17 protein-coding genes are annotated in these 16647 nt (G+C 74.9%); 10 read left to right on the forward strand and 7 right to left on the reverse strand.

Translation table 11 applies throughout. The annotated features are described in order from the left end of the window. Positions 1–101: 101 nt before the first annotated feature. The 10 genes from DNK56_RS10420 to lgt all read left to right on the forward strand — a co-directional run bounded on the left by DNK56_RS10420 (position 102) and on the right by lgt (position 8578). Positions 102–1589 (forward strand): anthranilate synthase component I, encoded by a 1488-nt coding sequence (locus tag DNK56_RS10420; protein WP_111332772.1) that lies wholly within the window; start codon positions 102–104, stop codon positions 1587–1589. Between the two features lie 54 nt (positions 1590–1643). Then, positions 1644–2300 carry a TIGR02234 family membrane protein gene (locus DNK56_RS10425; protein ID WP_111332774.1) on the forward strand — a complete coding sequence of 219 codons (657 nt, stop codon included), beginning with the start codon at positions 1644–1646 and terminating at the stop codon, positions 2298–2300. A gap of 121 nt (positions 2301–2421) precedes the next feature. Beyond that, complete coding sequence (locus DNK56_RS10430; protein WP_111332776.1) at positions 2422–2670, forward strand: HGxxPAAW family protein; 249 nt, start codon at positions 2422–2424, stop codon at positions 2668–2670. A 74-nt stretch (positions 2671–2744) separates the two neighbouring features. Continuing rightward, on the forward strand, positions 2745–3227 hold the full coding sequence (locus DNK56_RS10435) for a DUF2752 domain-containing protein (protein ID WP_111332779.1): 483 nt from the start codon (positions 2745–2747) through the stop codon (positions 3225–3227). A gap of 125 nt (positions 3228–3352) precedes the next feature. Next, on the forward strand, positions 3353–4162 hold the full coding sequence (gene trpC / locus DNK56_RS10440; protein ID WP_111332782.1) for an indole-3-glycerol phosphate synthase TrpC: 810 nt from the start codon (positions 3353–3355) through the stop codon (positions 4160–4162). Between the two features lie 7 nt (positions 4163–4169). Beyond that, positions 4170–4337 (forward strand): tryptophan biosynthesis modulator TrpM, encoded by a 168-nt coding sequence (gene trpM, locus DNK56_RS36675; RefSeq protein ID WP_330238393.1) that lies wholly within the window; start codon positions 4170–4172, stop codon positions 4335–4337. Positions 4338–4485: 148 nt separating this feature from the next. Then, positions 4486–5772, forward strand: coding sequence for a tryptophan synthase subunit beta (gene trpB / locus DNK56_RS10445; RefSeq protein ID WP_111332785.1), 1287 nt, complete (start codon positions 4486–4488; stop codon positions 5770–5772). Next, a complete protein-coding gene (gene trpA, locus DNK56_RS10450) occupies positions 5769–6581 on the forward strand; it encodes a tryptophan synthase subunit alpha (RefSeq protein ID WP_111332788.1) in 813 nt (270 codons plus the stop codon). Before trpB ends, trpA begins: the two co-directional genes overlap by 4 nt. 75 nt (positions 6582–6656) lie before the next feature. Beyond that, a complete protein-coding gene (locus tag DNK56_RS10455) occupies positions 6657–7475 on the forward strand; it encodes a thioredoxin domain-containing protein (protein ID WP_111332791.1) in 819 nt (272 codons plus the stop codon). 116 nt (positions 7476–7591) lie between these two features. Continuing rightward, positions 7592–8578, forward strand: coding sequence for a prolipoprotein diacylglyceryl transferase (gene lgt / locus DNK56_RS10460; RefSeq protein WP_111332794.1), 987 nt, complete (start codon positions 7592–7594; stop codon positions 8576–8578). A gap of 75 nt (positions 8579–8653) precedes the next feature. Here the strand turns inward: lgt and DNK56_RS10465 are convergent, their stop codons facing one another. Genes DNK56_RS10465 through DNK56_RS10495 form a run of 7 tightly spaced genes read right to left on the reverse strand, consistent with a single transcriptional unit; the run spans position 8654 to position 16389 of the window. Continuing rightward, positions 8654–9469 carry an HpcH/HpaI aldolase/citrate lyase family protein gene (locus DNK56_RS10465; RefSeq protein WP_111332797.1) on the reverse strand — a complete coding sequence of 272 codons (816 nt, stop codon included), beginning with the start codon at positions 9467–9469 and terminating at the stop codon, positions 8654–8656. After that, a complete protein-coding gene (locus DNK56_RS10470) occupies positions 9466–10665 on the reverse strand; it encodes a CaiB/BaiF CoA transferase family protein (protein WP_111332800.1) in 1200 nt (399 codons plus the stop codon). Before DNK56_RS10470 ends, DNK56_RS10465 begins: the two co-directional genes overlap by 4 nt. Continuing rightward, complete coding sequence (gene rbsK, locus DNK56_RS10475; RefSeq protein ID WP_111332802.1) at positions 10662–11546, reverse strand: ribokinase; 885 nt, start codon at positions 11544–11546, stop codon at positions 10662–10664. The genes DNK56_RS10470 and rbsK overlap by 4 nt, the downstream gene beginning before the upstream one ends. Next, positions 11543–12922: an ADP-ribosylglycohydrolase family protein gene (locus DNK56_RS10480; RefSeq protein WP_111332805.1), complete on the reverse strand. Its 1380-nt coding sequence runs from the start codon at positions 12920–12922 to the stop codon at positions 11543–11545. The genes rbsK and DNK56_RS10480 overlap by 4 nt, the downstream gene beginning before the upstream one ends. Beyond that, positions 12919–14139 carry an ADP-ribosylglycohydrolase family protein gene (locus DNK56_RS10485; protein ID WP_111332808.1) on the reverse strand — a complete coding sequence of 407 codons (1221 nt, stop codon included), beginning with the start codon at positions 14137–14139 and terminating at the stop codon, positions 12919–12921. Before DNK56_RS10485 ends, DNK56_RS10480 begins: the two co-directional genes overlap by 4 nt. Beyond that, complete coding sequence (locus DNK56_RS10490) at positions 14048–15286, reverse strand: ADP-ribosylglycohydrolase family protein (RefSeq protein ID WP_111332811.1); 1239 nt, start codon at positions 15284–15286, stop codon at positions 14048–14050. The genes DNK56_RS10485 and DNK56_RS10490 overlap by 92 nt, the downstream gene beginning before the upstream one ends. Next, on the reverse strand, positions 15283–16389 hold the full coding sequence (locus DNK56_RS10495; protein ID WP_111332814.1) for an ADP-ribosylglycohydrolase family protein: 1107 nt from the start codon (positions 16387–16389) through the stop codon (positions 15283–15285). Before DNK56_RS10495 ends, DNK56_RS10490 begins: the two co-directional genes overlap by 4 nt. Between the last annotated feature and the right edge of the window lie 258 nt (positions 16390–16647).

A 16647-nucleotide genomic window follows, 5' to 3' on the forward strand; every position in this document is an offset into this window, starting at 1 on the left:
GCGATGAGGACGTCCCGGCGCCTTGCGATGCACCGCACCAGACGCCGCGGCCTGTCCGCCCCTGACCGGCCGGACACCCCCAGGCAGTAGGGTCTGCGGCCATGGACCTCGACACCTTCCGCAAGCTGGCCGTCGACCGGCGCGTCATCCCCGTCACCCGCCGCCTCCTCGCGGACGGCGACACCCCGGTCGGCCTCTACCGCAAGCTCGCGGGCGAGCGCACCGGCACCTTCCTCCTCGAATCCGCGGAGAACGGCCGCACCTGGTCGCGCTACTCCTTCATCGGCGTACGCAGCGCCGCCACGCTCACCACCCGCGACGGCGAGGCCCACTGGCTCGGCACCCCGCCCGTCGGCGTCCCCGTCGACGGCGACCCGCTGCACGCCCTGCGCGCCACCATCGAGGCCCTGCACACCCCGCACGACCGCGAGACCGGCCTGCCGCCCTTCACCGGAGGCATGGTCGGCTACCTCGGCTACGACATCGTGCGCCGCCTGGAGAAGATCGGCGACAGCGCCCGCGACGACCTCGCGCTCCCCGAGCTGACCATGCTGCTCACCTCCGACCTGGCGGTCCTGGACCACTGGGACGGCAGCGTCCTGCTCATCGCCAACGCCATCAACCACAACGACCTGGCCACCGGCGTGGACGAGGCGTACGCCGACGCCGTCGCCCGCCTCGACGCCATGGAACGCGACCTGCGCCGCCCCGTCGAGAACGCCCCCGCCACCCTGCCGCCCTCCGAACTCCCCCCGTACACCGCGCTCTGGGGCGGCCCCGCCTACCAGGACGCCGTCGAGGACGTGAAGGAGCGCATCCGGGCCGGCGAGGCCTTCCAGGTCGTCCCCTCGCAGCGCTTCGAGACCCCGTGCACGGCGAGCGCCCTGGACGTCTACCGGGTGCTGCGCGCCACCAACCCCTCGCCGTACATGTACCTCTTCCGGTTCGACGGCTTCGACGTCGCCGGCTCCAGCCCCGAGGCCCTGGTCAAGGTCGAGGACGGCCGGGCCATGGTCCACCCCATCGCCGGCACCCGGCACCGCGGCGCCACCCCGCAGGAGGACCAGGCCCTCGCCGAGGAACTCCTCGCCGACCCCAAGGAACGCGCCGAGCACCTGATGCTCGTCGACCTCGGCCGCAACGACCTGGGCCGCGTCTGCGAACCGGGCAGCGTCGAGGTCGTCGACTTCATGTCCATCGAGCGCTACTCCCACGTCATGCACATCGTGTCCACGGTCACCGGCCGGGTCGCCGAGGGCCGCACCGCCTTCGACGTGCTGACCGCCTGCTTCCCCGCCGGCACCCTCTCCGGCGCCCCCAAGCCCCGCGCCCTCCAGATCATCGAGGAACTGGAACCCACCCGCCGCGGCCTGTACGGCGGCTGCGTCGGCTACCTCGACTTCGCCGGGGACTCCGACACCGCCATCGCCATCCGCACCGCCCTGCTGCGCGACGGCACCGCCTACGTCCAGGCCGGCGCGGGCGTCGTCGCCGACTCCGACCCGGCCGCCGAGGACACCGAGTGCCGCAACAAGGCCGCGGCCGTCCTGCGCGCCGTCCACACCGCCAACCGGCTGGGCGGCGCCTGACCTGCCCCGCCCCGCCGAGGGGCGCGGTGGGGCGTTCGGGGCCGGTGAGGGATAGTGGAGTACGTGAGTGCCGTCCCCGTACCCCAGCCCCGTGCCGAAGCCGCCGCCGCGCCCGACGCGCCGGGAAGCCGCCGCACCCTGGCCGCCGGCCTGCTCCTCGGGGCGGCCGGCGCGACCGTCGTCCTGCTCGCCTCCGGACGCACCTGGGCCGAGGGCACGGCCCCGGTCGGCGGCGGCGCCCTCCCGCTCAGCGCGGACGGCCAGGACGTCACCGGACTCCCCGCCGCCCTCGCGATCGTCGGCCTGGCCGCCCTGGTGGCCGTCTTCGCCGTGCGCGGCAGCGGCCGGCGCCTGGTCGCCGGACTCCTCGCGCTCAGCGGACTCGGCGCCGCGCTCAGCGCCTTCCTCGGCGCGTCCGACAGCGCCGCGCTCGACGAGAAGGCCGCGCAGACCAGCGGCGACACCGCCACCACCATCACCGCCCTCAGCCACACCGCCTGGCCCTACGTCACGGCGGCCGGCGGACTGCTGATCCTGCTCGCCGGGCTGCTCGCCCTGCGCTACGGCAACCGCTGGCCCACGATGTCCGGGCGCTACGAGCGCGACGGAACCCCCCGCCCCCGCAAGGCCCCCCGCCCCCTCGACCCGGACCGGCCCGAGGATCTGTGGAAGGCCCTGGACCGCGGCGAGGACCCGACGCGCGAGGCATGACCCCCAGCTCACGTCCTACCCACACGTACGGGACAATGACAGCGAGCTGGCACAGCGGCACGGGCCGTGGGCACAGCGACCCGAGCGATTCCAACAGCGCAACACCAACGAGGAGCAACTCATGGCGGGCAGCAGCCACGGACACACCCCGGCCGCCTGGACCGGTGTCATCATCGCCTTCATCGGCTTCTGCGTCGCGGGCGTCTTCATGGTCGCGGCCAACCCGCTCGGCTTCTGGGCCGGCATGGGCGTCGTCCTTCTCGGTGGTGTCGTCGGCGTCGGCATGAAGGCCGCCGGCCTCGGCGCGCCGAAGGAGTCGGCCGAGCTGGTCGCCGCCCGTGCCCGCGCCGGCCAGGCGCAGGCGTCCTGACCCCCGGACGTACGCACGCGAGGCGCAGCCCGGACCGGGCTGCGCCTTTCCGCGTCAGCGGCGACAATCACCGGGTGGACGCCTCACCGACCCCCGCCCCCGCGGCCCCCGGACCCGCCTCCGGCCCGCCGCCGCTCTTCCCCACCGCCCCCGCCGGGGCCTCCCGGCTGCGCCGGATCGCCGTCCCGGCCGGCGTGCTGGCCGCCGTCACCGGCGCCTTCGGCTACGTCGCCACGGTGGACCCGAACCAGCCCGGCCACTACCCCGTCTGCCCGCTGCTGCGGTTCACCGGCATCTACTGCCCCGGCTGCGGCGGCCTGCGCAGCGCCCACGCCTTCGCCCACGGCGACCTCGCCGCCGCCTTCGGCGCCAACGCCCTGGCCGTCGCCGGGTACGCGATCTTCGCCGTCCTGTGGGCCGTATGGCTGGTCCGCGAGGTGCGCGGCAAGCCCCTGCGGATCGGCCTGCGACCGGTGCACTGGTGGGCGATCGGGGCCCTGCTGCTGGTTTTCACCGTTGTCCGGAACCTGCCGTTCGGCTCGGCGCTGGCCCCCTGAAGTCCCAGGGAATGGGACAGCGGGTGGCCGGATGCGGGCACGGTGGCCACCTGCGGATACCATCGGAGTGGCTGATCCCCGGCCCGATACGTTTTCTGCCACCGCTCCGGAAGGGGGCCGCTCGCGTGAGTGTGCTCGACGAGATCATCGACGGCGTCCGCGCCGACCTCGCGGAGCGGCAGGCACAGGTCGGCCTCGACGAGCTCAAGGAGCGCGCCGCCCGCGCCCCGCGCGCCAAGGACGGCGTCGCCGCCCTGCGCGGCGAGGGCGTCAACGTCATCTGCGAGGTCAAGCGCTCCAGCCCCTCCAAGGGCGCGCTCGCAGCGATCGCCGACCCGGCCGCGCTCGCCGCCGACTACGAGGCCGGCGGGGCGTCCGTCATCTCCGTCCTCACCGAACAGCGCCGCTTCGGCGGCTCGCTGGCCGACCTGGAGGCCGTCCGCGCCAAGGTGGACATCCCGATCCTCCGCAAGGACTTCATCGTCACCTCGTACCAGCTGTGGGAGGCGCGCGCGTACGGCGCCGACCTCGCGCTGCTGATCGTCGCCGCCCTGGAGCAGGAGGCGCTGGTCTCCCTGATCGAGCGCGCCGAGTCCATCGGCCTGACGCCCCTGGTCGAGGCGCACGACGAGGAGGAGGCCGAGCGCGCCGTGGCGGCCGGCGCCAAGGTCATCGGCGTCAACGCGCGCAACCTCAAGGACCTCAAGGTCGACCGCTCCACCTTCGAGCGCGTCGCCCCCGAGATCCCGGACCACATCGTCAAGGTCGCCGAGTCCGGTGTCCGCGGCCCGCACGACCTGATCGCCTACGCCAACGCCGGCGCGGACGCGGTCCTGGTCGGCGAGTCCCTGGTCACCGGCCGCGACCCGCGCGCCTCCGTCGCCGACCTGGTCGCCGCCGGCGCCCACCCGGCCCTGCGCCACGGGCGGGGCTGACCCGGCCGTGTCCCTCCTCCCGCACCCCGAGCCCCTGAGCTGCGCGCTGCCCTCGTGGCACCGCGGCTGCCGGGCCCCGGCGCGCCGTGTGCGCGGCCGGCGGGTGCGGTACGTGATCGGGGCCGAGCCCGGTCAGGTGAACGGCATGCGATGGCGCACGGGGCCCGCGCTGTAGAGCGAGCCCCGGCCGCCGCACCGACCCCGCCCGCCAGGGCGCGCGGTCCCGTGCGGCCGGAACCGTCCCGGTCACCTGCCGCGGGCGGCGCTCCGCCCACGGCGCAGACGGTGTCATCCGCCCCGCCACGACGAGGAGCACGTTCCGCATGTCTTCCGACTTCTTCATCCCGGACCCGGAGGGTCTGATCCCCAGCGCCGAGGGCTACTTCGGCGCGTACGGCGGCAAGTTCATCCCGGAGGCGCTGGTCGCCGCCGTGGACGAGGTCGCCGTCGAGTACGAGAAGGCCAAGGCCGACCCCGCCTTCGCCGCCGAACTCGGCGAGCTGATGGTCCACTACACCGGACGGCCCAGCGCCCTCACCGAGGTCCCCCGCTTCGCCGAGCACGCCGGCGGCGCACGGATCTTCCTCAAGCGCGAGGACCTCAACCACACCGGCTCCCACAAGATCAACAACGTGCTGGGGCAGGCCCTGCTCACCCGGCGCATGGGCAAGACCCGGGTCATCGCCGAGACCGGCGCCGGCCAGCACGGCGTCGCCACCGCGACCGCCTGCGCCCTCTTCGGCCTCGACTGCACCATCTACATGGGCGAGATCGACACCCAGCGGCAGGCGCTGAACGTGGCGCGCATGCGGATTCTGGGCGCCGAGGTCATCGCCGTGAAGTCCGGCTCGCGCACCCTCAAGGACGCCATCAACGAGGCGTTCCGCGACTGGGTCGCCAACGTGGACCGCACCCACTACCTCTTCGGCACGGTGGCGGGCCCGCACCCCTTCCCGGCGATGGTCCGGGACTTCCACCGCGTCATCGGCGTGGAGGCCAGGCGGCAGATCCTGGAGCGGGCCGGCCGGCTGCCGGACGCCGCCGTGGCCTGCGTCGGCGGCGGCTCCAACGCCATCGGCCTCTTCCACGCCTTCGTGCCCGACGCCGGGGTCCGCCTCATCGGCTGCGAGCCCGCCGGACACGGCGTGGAGACCGGCGAGCACGCGGCGACCCTGACCGCGGGCGAGCCCGGCATCCTGCACGGCTCGCGCAGCTACGTCCTCCAGGACGACGAGGGCCAGATCACCGAGCCGTACTCCATCTCGGCCGGCCTGGACTACCCCGGCATCGGCCCGGAGCACGCGTACCTCAAGGACATCGGCCGCGGCGAGTACCGCGCGGTCACCGACGACGCGGCCATGCGGGCGCTGCGACTGCTCTCCCGCACCGAGGGCATCATCCCCGCCATCGAGAGCGCGCACGCGCTTGCCGGGGCCCTGGAGGTCGGCAGGGAGCTGGGCCCGGACGGGCTGATCCTGGTCAACCTCTCCGGACGCGGCGACAAGGACATGGACACGGCGGCCCGCTACTTCGGGCTGTACGACACGGACGCCGCCGTCGAGGCGGACGCCGACGGCGCGAACGCGGAGATCGAGGGGGACGTCCGGTGACCGGCAACATCGAACTGCTGAACAGCACGCTCGCCGCCGCGCGGGCCGCGGACCGGGCCGCGCTGATCGCGTACCTCCCGGCCGGCTTCCCGACCGTCGACGGCGGCATCGAGGCCGTCAAGGCCGTCGTCGAGGGCGGCGCGGACGTCGTCGAGGTGGGGCTGCCGCACAGCGACCCGGTGCTCGACGGGCCGGTCATCCAGACCGCCGACGACATCGCGCTGCGCGGCGGCGTGCGGATCGCCGACGTGATGCGCACGGTGCGCGAGGCGTACGAGGCGACCGGGGCGCCGATCCTGGTCATGACGTACTGGAACCCCATCGACCGGTACGGCGTCGAGCGCTTCACGGCCGAACTGGCCGCGGCGGGCGGCGTCGGGTGCATCCTGCCCGACCTGCCGGTCCAGGAGTCCGCGCTGTGGCGCGAGCACGCGGAGCGGCACGGCCTGGCCACCGTCTTCGTCGTCGCGCCCAGCAGCAGGGACGAGCGGATCGCCACCATCACCGACGCGGGCTCCGGCTTCGTCTACGCCGCCTCCCTGATGGGCGTCACCGGCACCCGCGCCTCGGTCGGCGCACAGGCGCAGGACCTGGTCCGGCGCACCCGCGCCACCACCGAGCTGCCGGTCTGCGTCGGCCTCGGCGTGTCCGACGCCGCGCAGGCGGCCGAGGTCGCCGGCTTCGCGGACGGCGTCATCGTCGGCTCGGCCTTCGTCAAGCGGATGCTGGACGCCCCCGACGAGGCGGCCGGCCTCGCGGCCGTCCGGTCACTGGCGGCCGACCTTGCCGAAGGTGTTCGAAAGCGCTGACACCCGAGGTAACCCGAACGGGTGGACCTGGGCCCGGAGAGGCACGCGAGTGCCTCTCCGGGTCGTTCCTGCGGTGTGAGCGAGAAGAACCAACAGGGTAAGAGGGCCGCGCGAGACCGGCTGATGCAGCAGCGCGAACAGGCGAAGGCGCGCGATCGCCGGCGCCGGACGCTGATCGTGTCGACGGCCGTGGTGGGGGTGCTGGGACTGGCCGCCGTGGTCGGCGTGATCGCGGCCAACACCGACGGCAAGAGCGACAAGTCCAAGGCGTCGGGGCCCGCCGTCGCCCCGTCCGGCGCGACCGGCAAGGACGCCCTGGCGATCCGCGTCGGCGCGGACGACGCCCCGTCCACCCTCACGATCTGGGAGGACTTCCGCTGCCCGGTCTGTGCCCAGTTCGAGAACGCGTTCCGCGACACGATCCACCGGATGGAGCGCGACGGCCGGATCAAGGTGGACTACCACCTGGCCACGATCATCGACGGCAACATGGGCGGCAGCGGCTCCCTCAAGGCCGCCAACGCCGCCGCCTGCGCGCAGGACGCCGGCAAGTTCTCCGCGTACCACGACGTGCTGTACCGGAACCAGCCGCCGGAGACCGACGACGCCTTCGGCGACAACGACAAGCTGATCGACCTCGCCAAGAAGGTGGACGGGCTGGACACGCCCGGATTCCGCTCCTGCGTCGAGGACGGCAAGCACGACACCTGGGTGCAGAAGTCCAATCAGGCCTTCCGCGACGGCGGCTTCCAGGGCACCCCCACGGCGCTCCTCAACGGCGAGTCGATCTTCCCGAAGAAGGGCGACGAGGCCATCACCGTGGAGAACTTCGAGAAGTGGGTCGCCGAGGCCAACAAGGGCAAGAAGCCCGGCACCGCCACGGCCACGCCGTAACGCACCCGCGGGAACCGGACCGGGGCCGGCCGGGGGATCGATGACCCGCTCGTTACCCAGAAGTTGCCGGACGGGTTGCCGTACCTCCCGTCCGGCAGGGTAGCGTCGAAGCTGCCATGAACCTTGCCTACATTCCCAGCCCGTCGACCGGCGTGATCGATCTCGGACCGATCCCGCTCCGCGGCTACGCGTTCTGCATCATCATCGGTGTCTTCGTCGCCGTCTGGTTCGGCAACAAGCGCTGGGTCGCCCGAGGAGGCACCGCCGGCACCGTCGCCGACATCGCCGTCTGGGCGGTGCCCTTCGGCCTGGTCGGCGGACGGCTCTACCACGTCATCACCGACTACCAGCTGTACTTCAGCGACGGTGAGAACTGGGTCGACGCCTTCAAGATCTGGCAGGGCGGCCTCGGCATCTGGGGCGCGATCGCGCTGGGCGCGGTCGGAGCCTGGATCGGCTGCCGCCGCCGGGGCATCCCGCTGCCCGCCTGGGCCGACGCCCTCGCCCCCGGCATCGCCCTGGCCCAGGCGTGCGGCCGCTGGGGCAACTGGTTCAACCAGGAGCTGTACGGCAGGGCGACCGACGTCCCGTGGGCGCTCAAGATCAGCGAGGGCCCCAACCGGGTCGCCGGCACCTACCACCCGACCTTCCTGTACGAGTCGCTGTGGTGCGTCGGCGTGGCGCTGCTGGTGATCTGGGCGGACCGCCGCTTCAAGCTCGGACACGGCCGGGCGTTCGCGCTCTACGTCGCCGCGTACTGCGCCGGGCGCGCCTGGATCGAGTACATGCGGGTCGACGAGGCGCACCACATCCTGGGCCTGCGGCTCAACGTGTGGACCGCGATCATCGTGTTCGCGCTGGCGGTGACGTACATCGTGGTCTCCGCGAAGCTGCGGCCGGGCCGCGAGGAGATCGTCGAGCCCAAGGCGGCCGAGGCGGCGGAATCCCCGGAGGAGGCGAAGGACGGTGCCGCCGAGGCGTCCGAGGCCCCGGTGGAGTCCGCCGACGCGAACGCGAACGCCGACGCGGACACGAATGCGGGTGCGGACGCGGACGCGGATGCGCCGAAGGCGGACGGTACGGCGGAAGCCGCCAAGGGCTGACGCCGCGCAGAGCCGAGCGAGGGGCCGCCGGGATTCCCGGCGGCCCCTCGCCGTCGTGGTGGGCGATGCTGCGGGTCACCGCTTCCGCCGGGCCAGCGCCAGCGTCCGCCGCGCCTGCGCGACCACCGCCGCGTCGACGAAACGGCCGTCCGGCAGGGCCTGGGCGCCCGCCCGGTCACGGGCCGCCTCCACGACCTCCCAGGCCGCCTCCACCTCCTGCGGCGTCGGGCGGAACGCCCGCTCGATCACCGGGAGCTGCCGGGGATGGATCGCCGCCCGGCCCAGGAAGCCCAGCGCCCGGCCCCGGGCACAGGAGGACCACAGCCCGTCCAGGTCCCGGACGTCCGCGAAGACCGACTGCGCCGGGGGCGGCAGACCGGCCGCGCGGGCGGCGACCACCACCCGGCTGCGCGACCAGTCCAGGCCCGCGTCCTCCCGTACGCCCAGATCGGCGCGCAGGTCCGCCTCGCCCAGCGCGACGGCCCGGACCTGGGGATGGGCGGAGGCCACCGAGTACGCGTGCTCGATACCGAGGGCCGACTCCAGCAGCGGGCACAGGGCGACCCCGGGGGCCAGCGCCGCGATGTGGTGGACGGACGCGGCGTGGGTGATCTTCGGCAGCCGCAGTCCCGCGAGCCCCGGCAGCCCGGCCAGCGCCCGCACGTCCGCCTCGTCGCCGACCCGGACGTGGAAGGGCGGCGCCGCGGCGGACGGCGGGTCGGACAGCAGCTCGGCGGCCGCGGCGCGGGCGTACTCCCTGCGGTCGGGGGCGACCGCGTCCTCCAGGTCCACGATCACCACGTCCGCCCCCGACCCGGCCGCCTTGCGCACCACGTCCGGCCGGTCCCCCGGCACGTACAGCAGGGTGAGCGGGGCCGCCGCCGCGCTCACAGCACCCGCTCCGCACGCAGCGCCTCGATCTGCGGCCCGCTCAGCCCCAGCTCGGTGAGGATCTCCTCGGTGTCGGCGCCGTGCGGGCGGCCCGCCCAGCGGATCGCCCCCGGCGTCCGGGAGAGCCGGAAGAGGACGTTCTGCATCCGCAGCGGGCCCAGCTCCGGGTCGTCGATCTCGGTGACGGAGTCCAGCGCCCGGTACTGCGGGTCCTCCAGCACGTCCCGTACGTCCTGGACCGGCGCGATGGCGGCCTCCGCCTTCTCGAACGCGGACAGCGCCTCCTCGCGGGAGTGCCGGCCGATCCAGTGGCCGACGGCCTCGTCCAGCTCGTCGCTGTGCTCGGCACGCCCGGAGCCCGAGGCGAACCACGGCTCCCCGATCAGGTCGGGCCGGCCGACCAGCCGCATCACCCGCTCCGCGACGGACTGCGCGGAGGTGGAGACGGCCACCCACCGCCCGTCCGAGGTGCGGTAGGTGTTGCGCGGGGCGTTGTTGCGCGAGCGGTTCCCGGTGCGCGGCTGTACGTAACCCAGCTGGTCGTACCAGAGGGGCTGCGGGCCGAGCACGGTCAGGATCGGCTCGATGATCGCCATGTCCACCACCTGGCCCTCGCCGGTGCGGTCCCGGCCGGCCAGCGCCGCCATCACCGCGTACGCCGTGGCGAGCGCGGCGATCGAGTCCGCCAGGCCGAACGGCGGCAGGGTCGGCGGCCCGTCCGGCTCCCCGGTGATCGCCGCGAAGCCGCTCATCGCCTCGGCGAGCGTCCCGAAGCCGGGCCGGTGGGCGTAGGGGCCGAACTGGCCGAAGCCCGTGACGCGCACCAGCACCAGCCGGGGGTTGACGGCGTGCAGCTCGTCGGGGCCCAGGCCCCACCGCTCCAGCGTGCCCGGCCGGAAGTTCTCGATGACCACATCGGTGCGGGCGGCCAGCCGCAGGAGCAGATCGCGGCCCTCGGGGGCGGAGAGGTCGAGGGTCAGATTGCGTTTGTTGCGGCCGAGGATCTTCCACCACAGGCCGATGCCGTCCTTCGCGGGCCCGTGGCCGCGCGAGGGGTCGGGGCGCACCGGATGCTCGACCTTGATCACCTCGGCGCCGAAGTCGCCCAGCATCGTCGCGCAGAGCGGGCCCGCGAAGAGCGTGGCGAGATCGACGACCCGCAGTCCGGTCAGCGGCGGCGCCGCGGGGGCGCTCACGCGGTGTCGATTTCGCTGCGGTACGGCATGGAGACCGAGGCGCCCGGCTTCTGCACGCAGAGCGCGGCGGCGGCCGAGGCCCAGGCGATGGCCTGCGGCACCGGGCGGCCCTCGCCGAGCGCCACGGCCAGGGTGCCGACGAAGGTGTCGCCGGCGCCCGTGGTGTCCACGGCGGTGACCTCCGGGGCGGGGAAGAGGGTGGCGCGGCCGGCCCGGTCGGCGTACAGGCAGCCCTTGGAGCCCAGCGTGATGAGCACCGCCGGGACCTGGGCGAGCAGGATCTCCGCCGCCGCGTGCGGGTCGTCGTAGCCGGACAGCTCCGCCGCCTCGTGCTCGTTGGGGACCAGCAGGTCGATGTGGTCGAGGAGTTCGGCGGGCAGCTCCCGCACCGGGGAGGGGGTGAGCACCGTCCGTACGCCCTGGGCGTGGCCGGCCCGGGCGCCCTCGATCACGGCGGACAGCGGCAGCTCCAGCTGGAGCAGCAGCAGGTCGGACTCGGCGATGGCGGCCATCTCGCCCGGTCCGAGCGCGGTCATGGTGCCGTTGGCGCCGGGGACGACCACGATCGAGTTGGCGCCCGTCGCGTCCACCACGATGTGCGCGGTGCCGCTGGGGCCCTCGACGGTGTGCAGCAGGTCGGTGTCCACCCCGGAGTGCTCCAGGTTCTCCCGCATCCGCACGCCGTACTCGTCGTCGCCGACCACGCCGATCATCAGCACGTCACCGCCCGCGCGGGCGGCGGCGACGGCCTGGTTGGCGCCCTTGCCGCCGGGAATCGTGCGGAACTCGCGGCCGGTGACGGTCCGGCCGCGCTCGGGGGCCCGGTCGACGTAGGCCACAAGATCCATACTGGTGCTGCCGAGCACCGCGACTCTGGTCATGGGCGGAGTGCCTCCTCGTGGGTGAGCCGGTGGGTGAGTGCGGCGAGGGTGTCGAAACCCGCCCCGTCGAAACCGGTGACGGACGTGGCGAGCCGGTTCTTCAGCGGCGCGGTCCACCGCTCGGGCAGCGCGTCCGGCCGTCCGGCGAGCAGCCCGGCCAGCGAACCGGCGGTCGCCCCGTTGGAGTCGGTGTCCCAGCCGCCGGACACCGCCTTGCAGATGGAGCCGGTGAAGTCGCCGTCGGCGTGGGTGAGGGCGGCGGCCAGCAGGGCCGCGTTGGGCAGCACATGCACCCAGTGATACCTGCCGTACGCCGTGTGCAGCCGGTCCACGACCGTATCGAAGTCCCGTTCCGCGCGGGCGGCGGCGATGCCGTCCCGTACCGCGCGGGCGAACCGCGAGCGCGGCGGCACCACGCGCAGCCCGGTCGCCAGGCAGCCGTGCACGTCGGTCTCGCCGGCCGCCGCCTCGGCCAGTGCCGCCGCCGTGAACATCGCGCCGTAGACGCCGTTCCCGGTGTGGCTGAGGACCGCGTCGCGGTACGCCTGCTCCGCCGCGCCGGCCGGGTCGCCGGGCCGGGTCCAGCCGTGCACGTCGGCCCTGATCCGCGCGCCGATCCACTCCCGGAACGGGTTGCGGTGGCGGGCGGTGTCCGGGGGTTCGATGCCGTCCAGCAGATTGCGGTACGCGATCCGCTCCGCGGTGAACGTACGCCCCGCCGGAAGCTCCTCCAGCCACAGCCGGGCCAGGTCCGCCGTGGTGAACGCGGTGCCGTGCCGCTGGAGCAGCAGCAGGGCAAGGAGCGGGTGGTCGAGGTCGTCGTCCGCGGGCATCCCGTCGATGTTCTCGGCGAGCGAGGTGGCCGCGGAGCGCCGGTTCCACGGATAGGTGGCGGCCAGCGGCGCGGGCAGGCCCCGGCCGGTGAACCAGGTGTCCAGCGGCCAGTTGCCGGTGGCGCGGGCCAGGGCGCGGATGCCCGCCAGCGGCAGCTTCTCGACCGGCTTGCCGAGCAGACAGCCGGCGGCCCGGCCCAGCCACGCCGCGTGCAGCCGCTCCCGGCTCGCCGGCTGCCCGCCGCGGGGGCGCGGCCACTGGGGGCAGGCGGCCCGGATCGCGTCCAGGGCGTCCGGTTCGTCGGCGGCCAGCGGGGACTCCAGCAGGGCGAGTCCGTCGAGCAGCCGTTCGGCGACCGCGCGCAGTCCGGGCGGGGCGCCGGGGGAGGAGGCCCCGGCGCGCTCCGGGGCGGGGGAGCCGCCGGCCTCGTACCAGCGGCGGGCGAGGGCGCGCGCGTCGCGGCCGTCCTCGGCGGCCTGCCGCAGCTCGTGGCCCACCAGGTCCTCCGGCTGCACCCAGGTCACCCGCACCGCCGTGGTCACGGGGTGCCCGCCAGCGTCGTGAAGGCGGCCTCATGGGCCCGGCGGCGGGCGGTGTCCCGGGCGAACATCTCACGGGCCACCCGGGCCAGGGTCCGGGCCGGGGCGCGCAGGTCGAGGCGGCTGGCGGTGGCGACGGCGTCCGCCCAGTCGGCGGGGACGGCGCGCTCGCCGTGCAGGGCGCCGGCCAGCGCGCCGCTCATGGTGGCGATCGAGTCGCAGTCGCGCCCGTAGTTGACGGAGCCGAGCACCGCCCGCCGGTAGTCCCCGCCGGCCACCAGCAGCATGCCGAGCGCGACGGGCAGCTCCTCGATGGAATGCAGCCGGGAGGGGCGGCGGGCGCCGAGCGAGGGGGCGCGGTAGTCCGGGCCCACCGTGTCGAACGGGGCGACGGCCTCGCGCAGCGGAGCGAGCGCCGCCGCGAAGTCCCGGTGGCGGGCGGCGGTTTCGCACACGGCCTCGATGGCGGAGCGGGTGCCGTCCTTGGCGAGCGACAGACACGTCTCCACGACCGACTCCGGGGTGGCGCCGGGCGCGCAGGCGGCGGCCACGCCCGCCGCGAAGACGCCCGCCGCCTCCCGGCCGTAACTCGACTGATGGGCGCCCGCGATGTCGATCGCCTCGGCGTACGCCGCCTGCGGATGGGCGGCGTTCACCAGGCCGACCGGGGCCATGTACATCGCCGCCCCGCAGTTGACGATGTTCCCGCAGCCCGCCTCGCGCGGATCGACATGGCCGTAGTGCAGCCGGGCGACGATCCACTTCTCCGCCAGGAAGACCCGCTGCAACGGCAGCGCCTCCGCCTCCAGCTCCGGAATCCAGCGCGGCTCGCCGATCAGCTCCGGTACGAGGTGCTCGGCGACCGCGTACGCGTCGAGACGGCCGCGCACCTTCGCGTACACCCGGACCAGCGCATGGGTCATCAGGGTGTCGTCGGTGACGTGCCCGTCGCCCTTGTGGTACGGGGCGATGGGGCGGGCGGTCCGCCAGTCCTCGCCGTCCCAGGGGCCGACGATCCCGGTGACCCCGCCCCCGTGCCGGGCGGCGATCTGCTCCGCGGAGCGGCCCTCCACGGGGCCGCCCAGCGCGTCGCCGACCGCCGCGCCGACGAGGGCGCCCCCGATCCGGTCATCGAGCGTGGGCGCCTCGGGCGCTGTGCGTGTCGGGGGTTTCGTGGGGGAGGGGGACGTCGTGGGCGCCGGGGGCACGGTGGATGTCATGTCCGAATTGTCCACCCTGGAGGGCCGGTTCCGTGTTTGCCAGCAGTCCGGCGAGTTCGACGTCTGCCAGCAGCCCGGCGAGTTCGACCAGATCCGTGCCCGCGAACCGGGGCAGCGCACAGCCGGCCAGCGTCCGGCAGGTCTCGCGCCAGCCGTCGGGCACGGCGGCGGCCGCGCCCAGCGCCCCGGTCAGCGCCCCGGCCAGCGCGGGCGCCGAGTCCGCCACCCGCGACAGACAGGCCGCCGCCGGCACCGCCTGCGCGAGGTCGCCCCGGCCCGCGGTGGCCAGCGCCAGGGCCACCGGGACGGTCTCGGCGGCGGCGATCCCGTAGCTGTAGACGTGGTCCACGATCTGGTGCTCCAACACGGGGACCAGGGCGAACGCCCCGGCCCGCTCACCGGCGAACTCCCGCGCGATGCGCACCGCGTGGGCCGCGTTGCGGGCGATCTCGGTGCCGTCCGGGAGCTGGGCGAGCGCGGCGTTCACCGCCGTGTCCACGTCCGCCCCGGCCAGCGCCTCGGCGCAGGCGGCGGCCATCGCCCGCGCCCCGTGCACCCCGTCGCCGTCCTGGGTGTAGCGGGCGTCGAACTCCGCCAGCTCCGCCGCCGCCGCGGGGTCGCCGGGGTGGACGACGGCCAGCACGGCCGCCCGTACGCAGGCCGCGTCGTCGAAGTAGTGCGGGTTGTCGTGGCCGGTGGCGGGCGGCCGGAGCCCGGCGGCGAGATTGCCGAGCCCGGCCCGTACCGAGATCCGGGCGCGCAGCGGCAGCACCGCGGACTCGACCTCGGGCGCGCGGGCCGCCGCCGCGGCGACCTCGGCCGCCAGGGAGTTCCAGGCCCCGGCCACGGCGGCCCGCACCCGCCCGGTGGGGGCCGCCGCCAGCACGGTCCAGGCCGTGAACGCCGCCCACTCGGCGTCGTCGGACGGGCCCAGCCGCAGCGGCTCGGGCGGCTGGTTGAGCGCGATGGGCACCGGGAGCGTGGTCGTCGCGTTCTGCTCGGCGAAGGTGTCCAGCTCGCGGGTGAGGCGCCGGGTCCACTCCGGCATCCGGGCCGCCCGGTGCCGCGCGGCCGGCCACCCCGCCGCGTCCCCGGCGGCCAGCCCGAGCAGCAGCCCCTCGATCCGCCCCCGCCGTTCGCGGCTCACCCCGCCACCGCCCCGGCACCCCGCGACGCCCCGCTGCCGCCGGCCACCGGTCCGTCCGGCGGGGTCAGCAGGTCCGCGACGTCCAGGACGTGGTAGCCGCGCATCGACGGCAGGCAGCTGCCGCGTACCGGGCCGATCGCCTCCGCCCAGGGCGGCGGGATCGACGAGGCGCCGTGCAGCGCCCCGGCCAGGGCGCCCGCCACCGCCGCCGTCGTGTCGGCGTCCCGGCCCATGTTGACCGCCGTCAGCACCGCCGTACGGAAGTCGCCGCGCGCCGCCGCGAACGCGCCGAACGCCAGGCCCACCGCCTCCGGGGCCAGGTCCGTCCACGGATAGCCGCCGACCACCACGGCCGAGCGGACCGCGCGCTCCCCGGTGAGCCGGTCCGGGTACCGCCGCCCCGCCGCCGTGACCGCGCGCCGCAGCGAACGGGCCGTCCAGGAGTCCATCGGTACGACGGAGAGCGCGGCGGCGATCACGGAGGTGACCGAGGCCCCGGACATCGCGGCGGCCACCCCGGCGGCCACCGCCTGTCCGCCGTAGATGCCCTCGCCCTCGTGGCTGACCCGGCCGTCCACCGCGACCAGCCGGGCCGCCTCGGCGGGACGCCCGGCCGCGAAGACGCCGAAGGGCGCGGCCCGCATCGCGAGCCCGTCGCTCCAGGCGTGCCGGTGCTGGGCGGAGATCGGGGCGGCCAGACCCCGGCGCAGGTTCTCCAGGGTGCCGCGCTCGCTGAACCCGGCGCCCCGGAACGGGCCCTCGTCCAGATCGGCGATCCACAGCCGCCAGGCCCGCTCGACGTCGGTGACGGTCAGCCCGGAGCCGTGCCGGGCCAGCAGCAGCCCGGAGAAGATCGCGTACTCGGTGTCGTCGGTGCCCGCCGGGTCGTCGCTGACGAAGCCCTCGACGCGGCCCCAGCGGCGGCGGATCTCGGAGGGCCGCATGTTCTCCGCCGGGGCGCCGAGCGCGTCCCCGACCGCGAGTCCGAGCAGCGCGCCCCTGGCCCGGTCACCCGGCCCGCCCCGCTCCGGCGCGGGGCGCGGCGCGCCCGTTCGCGTGCCGCCCGCCCGCGGCGCCGTCGGATTTCCTGCGACCGTCTCCATCGCGTCGACCCTTCGCTCGTACCGAGCCAGTACTCGTGCCTGTGGAATCCGTTCCACGCGGAGCGGGGACGAAGGCAGATCATCCGCACAAAAGGGCCACTCGGATGAAGCCGTCCGGACAGCAAGGCAAGCCGTACCTATCCGGTTACGCAGGGTGGTAAGTACGGCCTGCCTTGCTGGCGGGAGCGTTTTTTCGTGCGTACTTTCGAGGTGTCGAGCGGGGGCGGGCGGGCAGAAGGCCCGTCTCCGGAGAAGGGG

This window comes from Streptomyces sp. AC1-42W, from assembly GCF_003248355.1.
Classification (GTDB): domain Bacteria; phylum Actinomycetota; class Actinomycetes; order Streptomycetales; family Streptomycetaceae; genus Streptomyces.

Excerpts from the sequence above, each read along its gene's own strand:
- DNK56_RS10420 (WP_111332772.1), top strand. The coding sequence starts at position 102 with ATGGACCTCGACACCTTCCGCAAGCTGGCCGTCGACCGGCGCGTCATC.
- DNK56_RS10430 (WP_111332776.1), top strand. The coding sequence starts at position 2,422 with ATGGCGGGCAGCAGCCACGGACACACCCCGGCCGCCTGGACCGGTGTC.
- trpB (WP_111332785.1), top strand. The coding sequence starts at position 4,486 with ATGTCTTCCGACTTCTTCATCCCGGACCCGGAGGGTCTGATCCCCAGC.
- lgt (WP_111332794.1), top strand. The coding sequence starts at position 7,592 with ATGAACCTTGCCTACATTCCCAGCCCGTCGACCGGCGTGATCGATCTC.
- rbsK (WP_111332802.1), bottom strand. The coding sequence starts at position 11,546 with ATGACCAGAGTCGCGGTGCTCGGCAGCACCAGTATGGATCTTGTGGCC.
- DNK56_RS10485 (WP_111332808.1), bottom strand. The coding sequence starts at position 14,139 with ATGACATCCACCGTGCCCCCGGCGCCCACGACGTCCCCCTCCCCCACG.
- DNK56_RS10495 (WP_111332814.1), bottom strand. The coding sequence starts at position 16,389 with ATGGAGACGGTCGCAGGAAATCCGACGGCGCCGCGGGCGGGCGGCACG.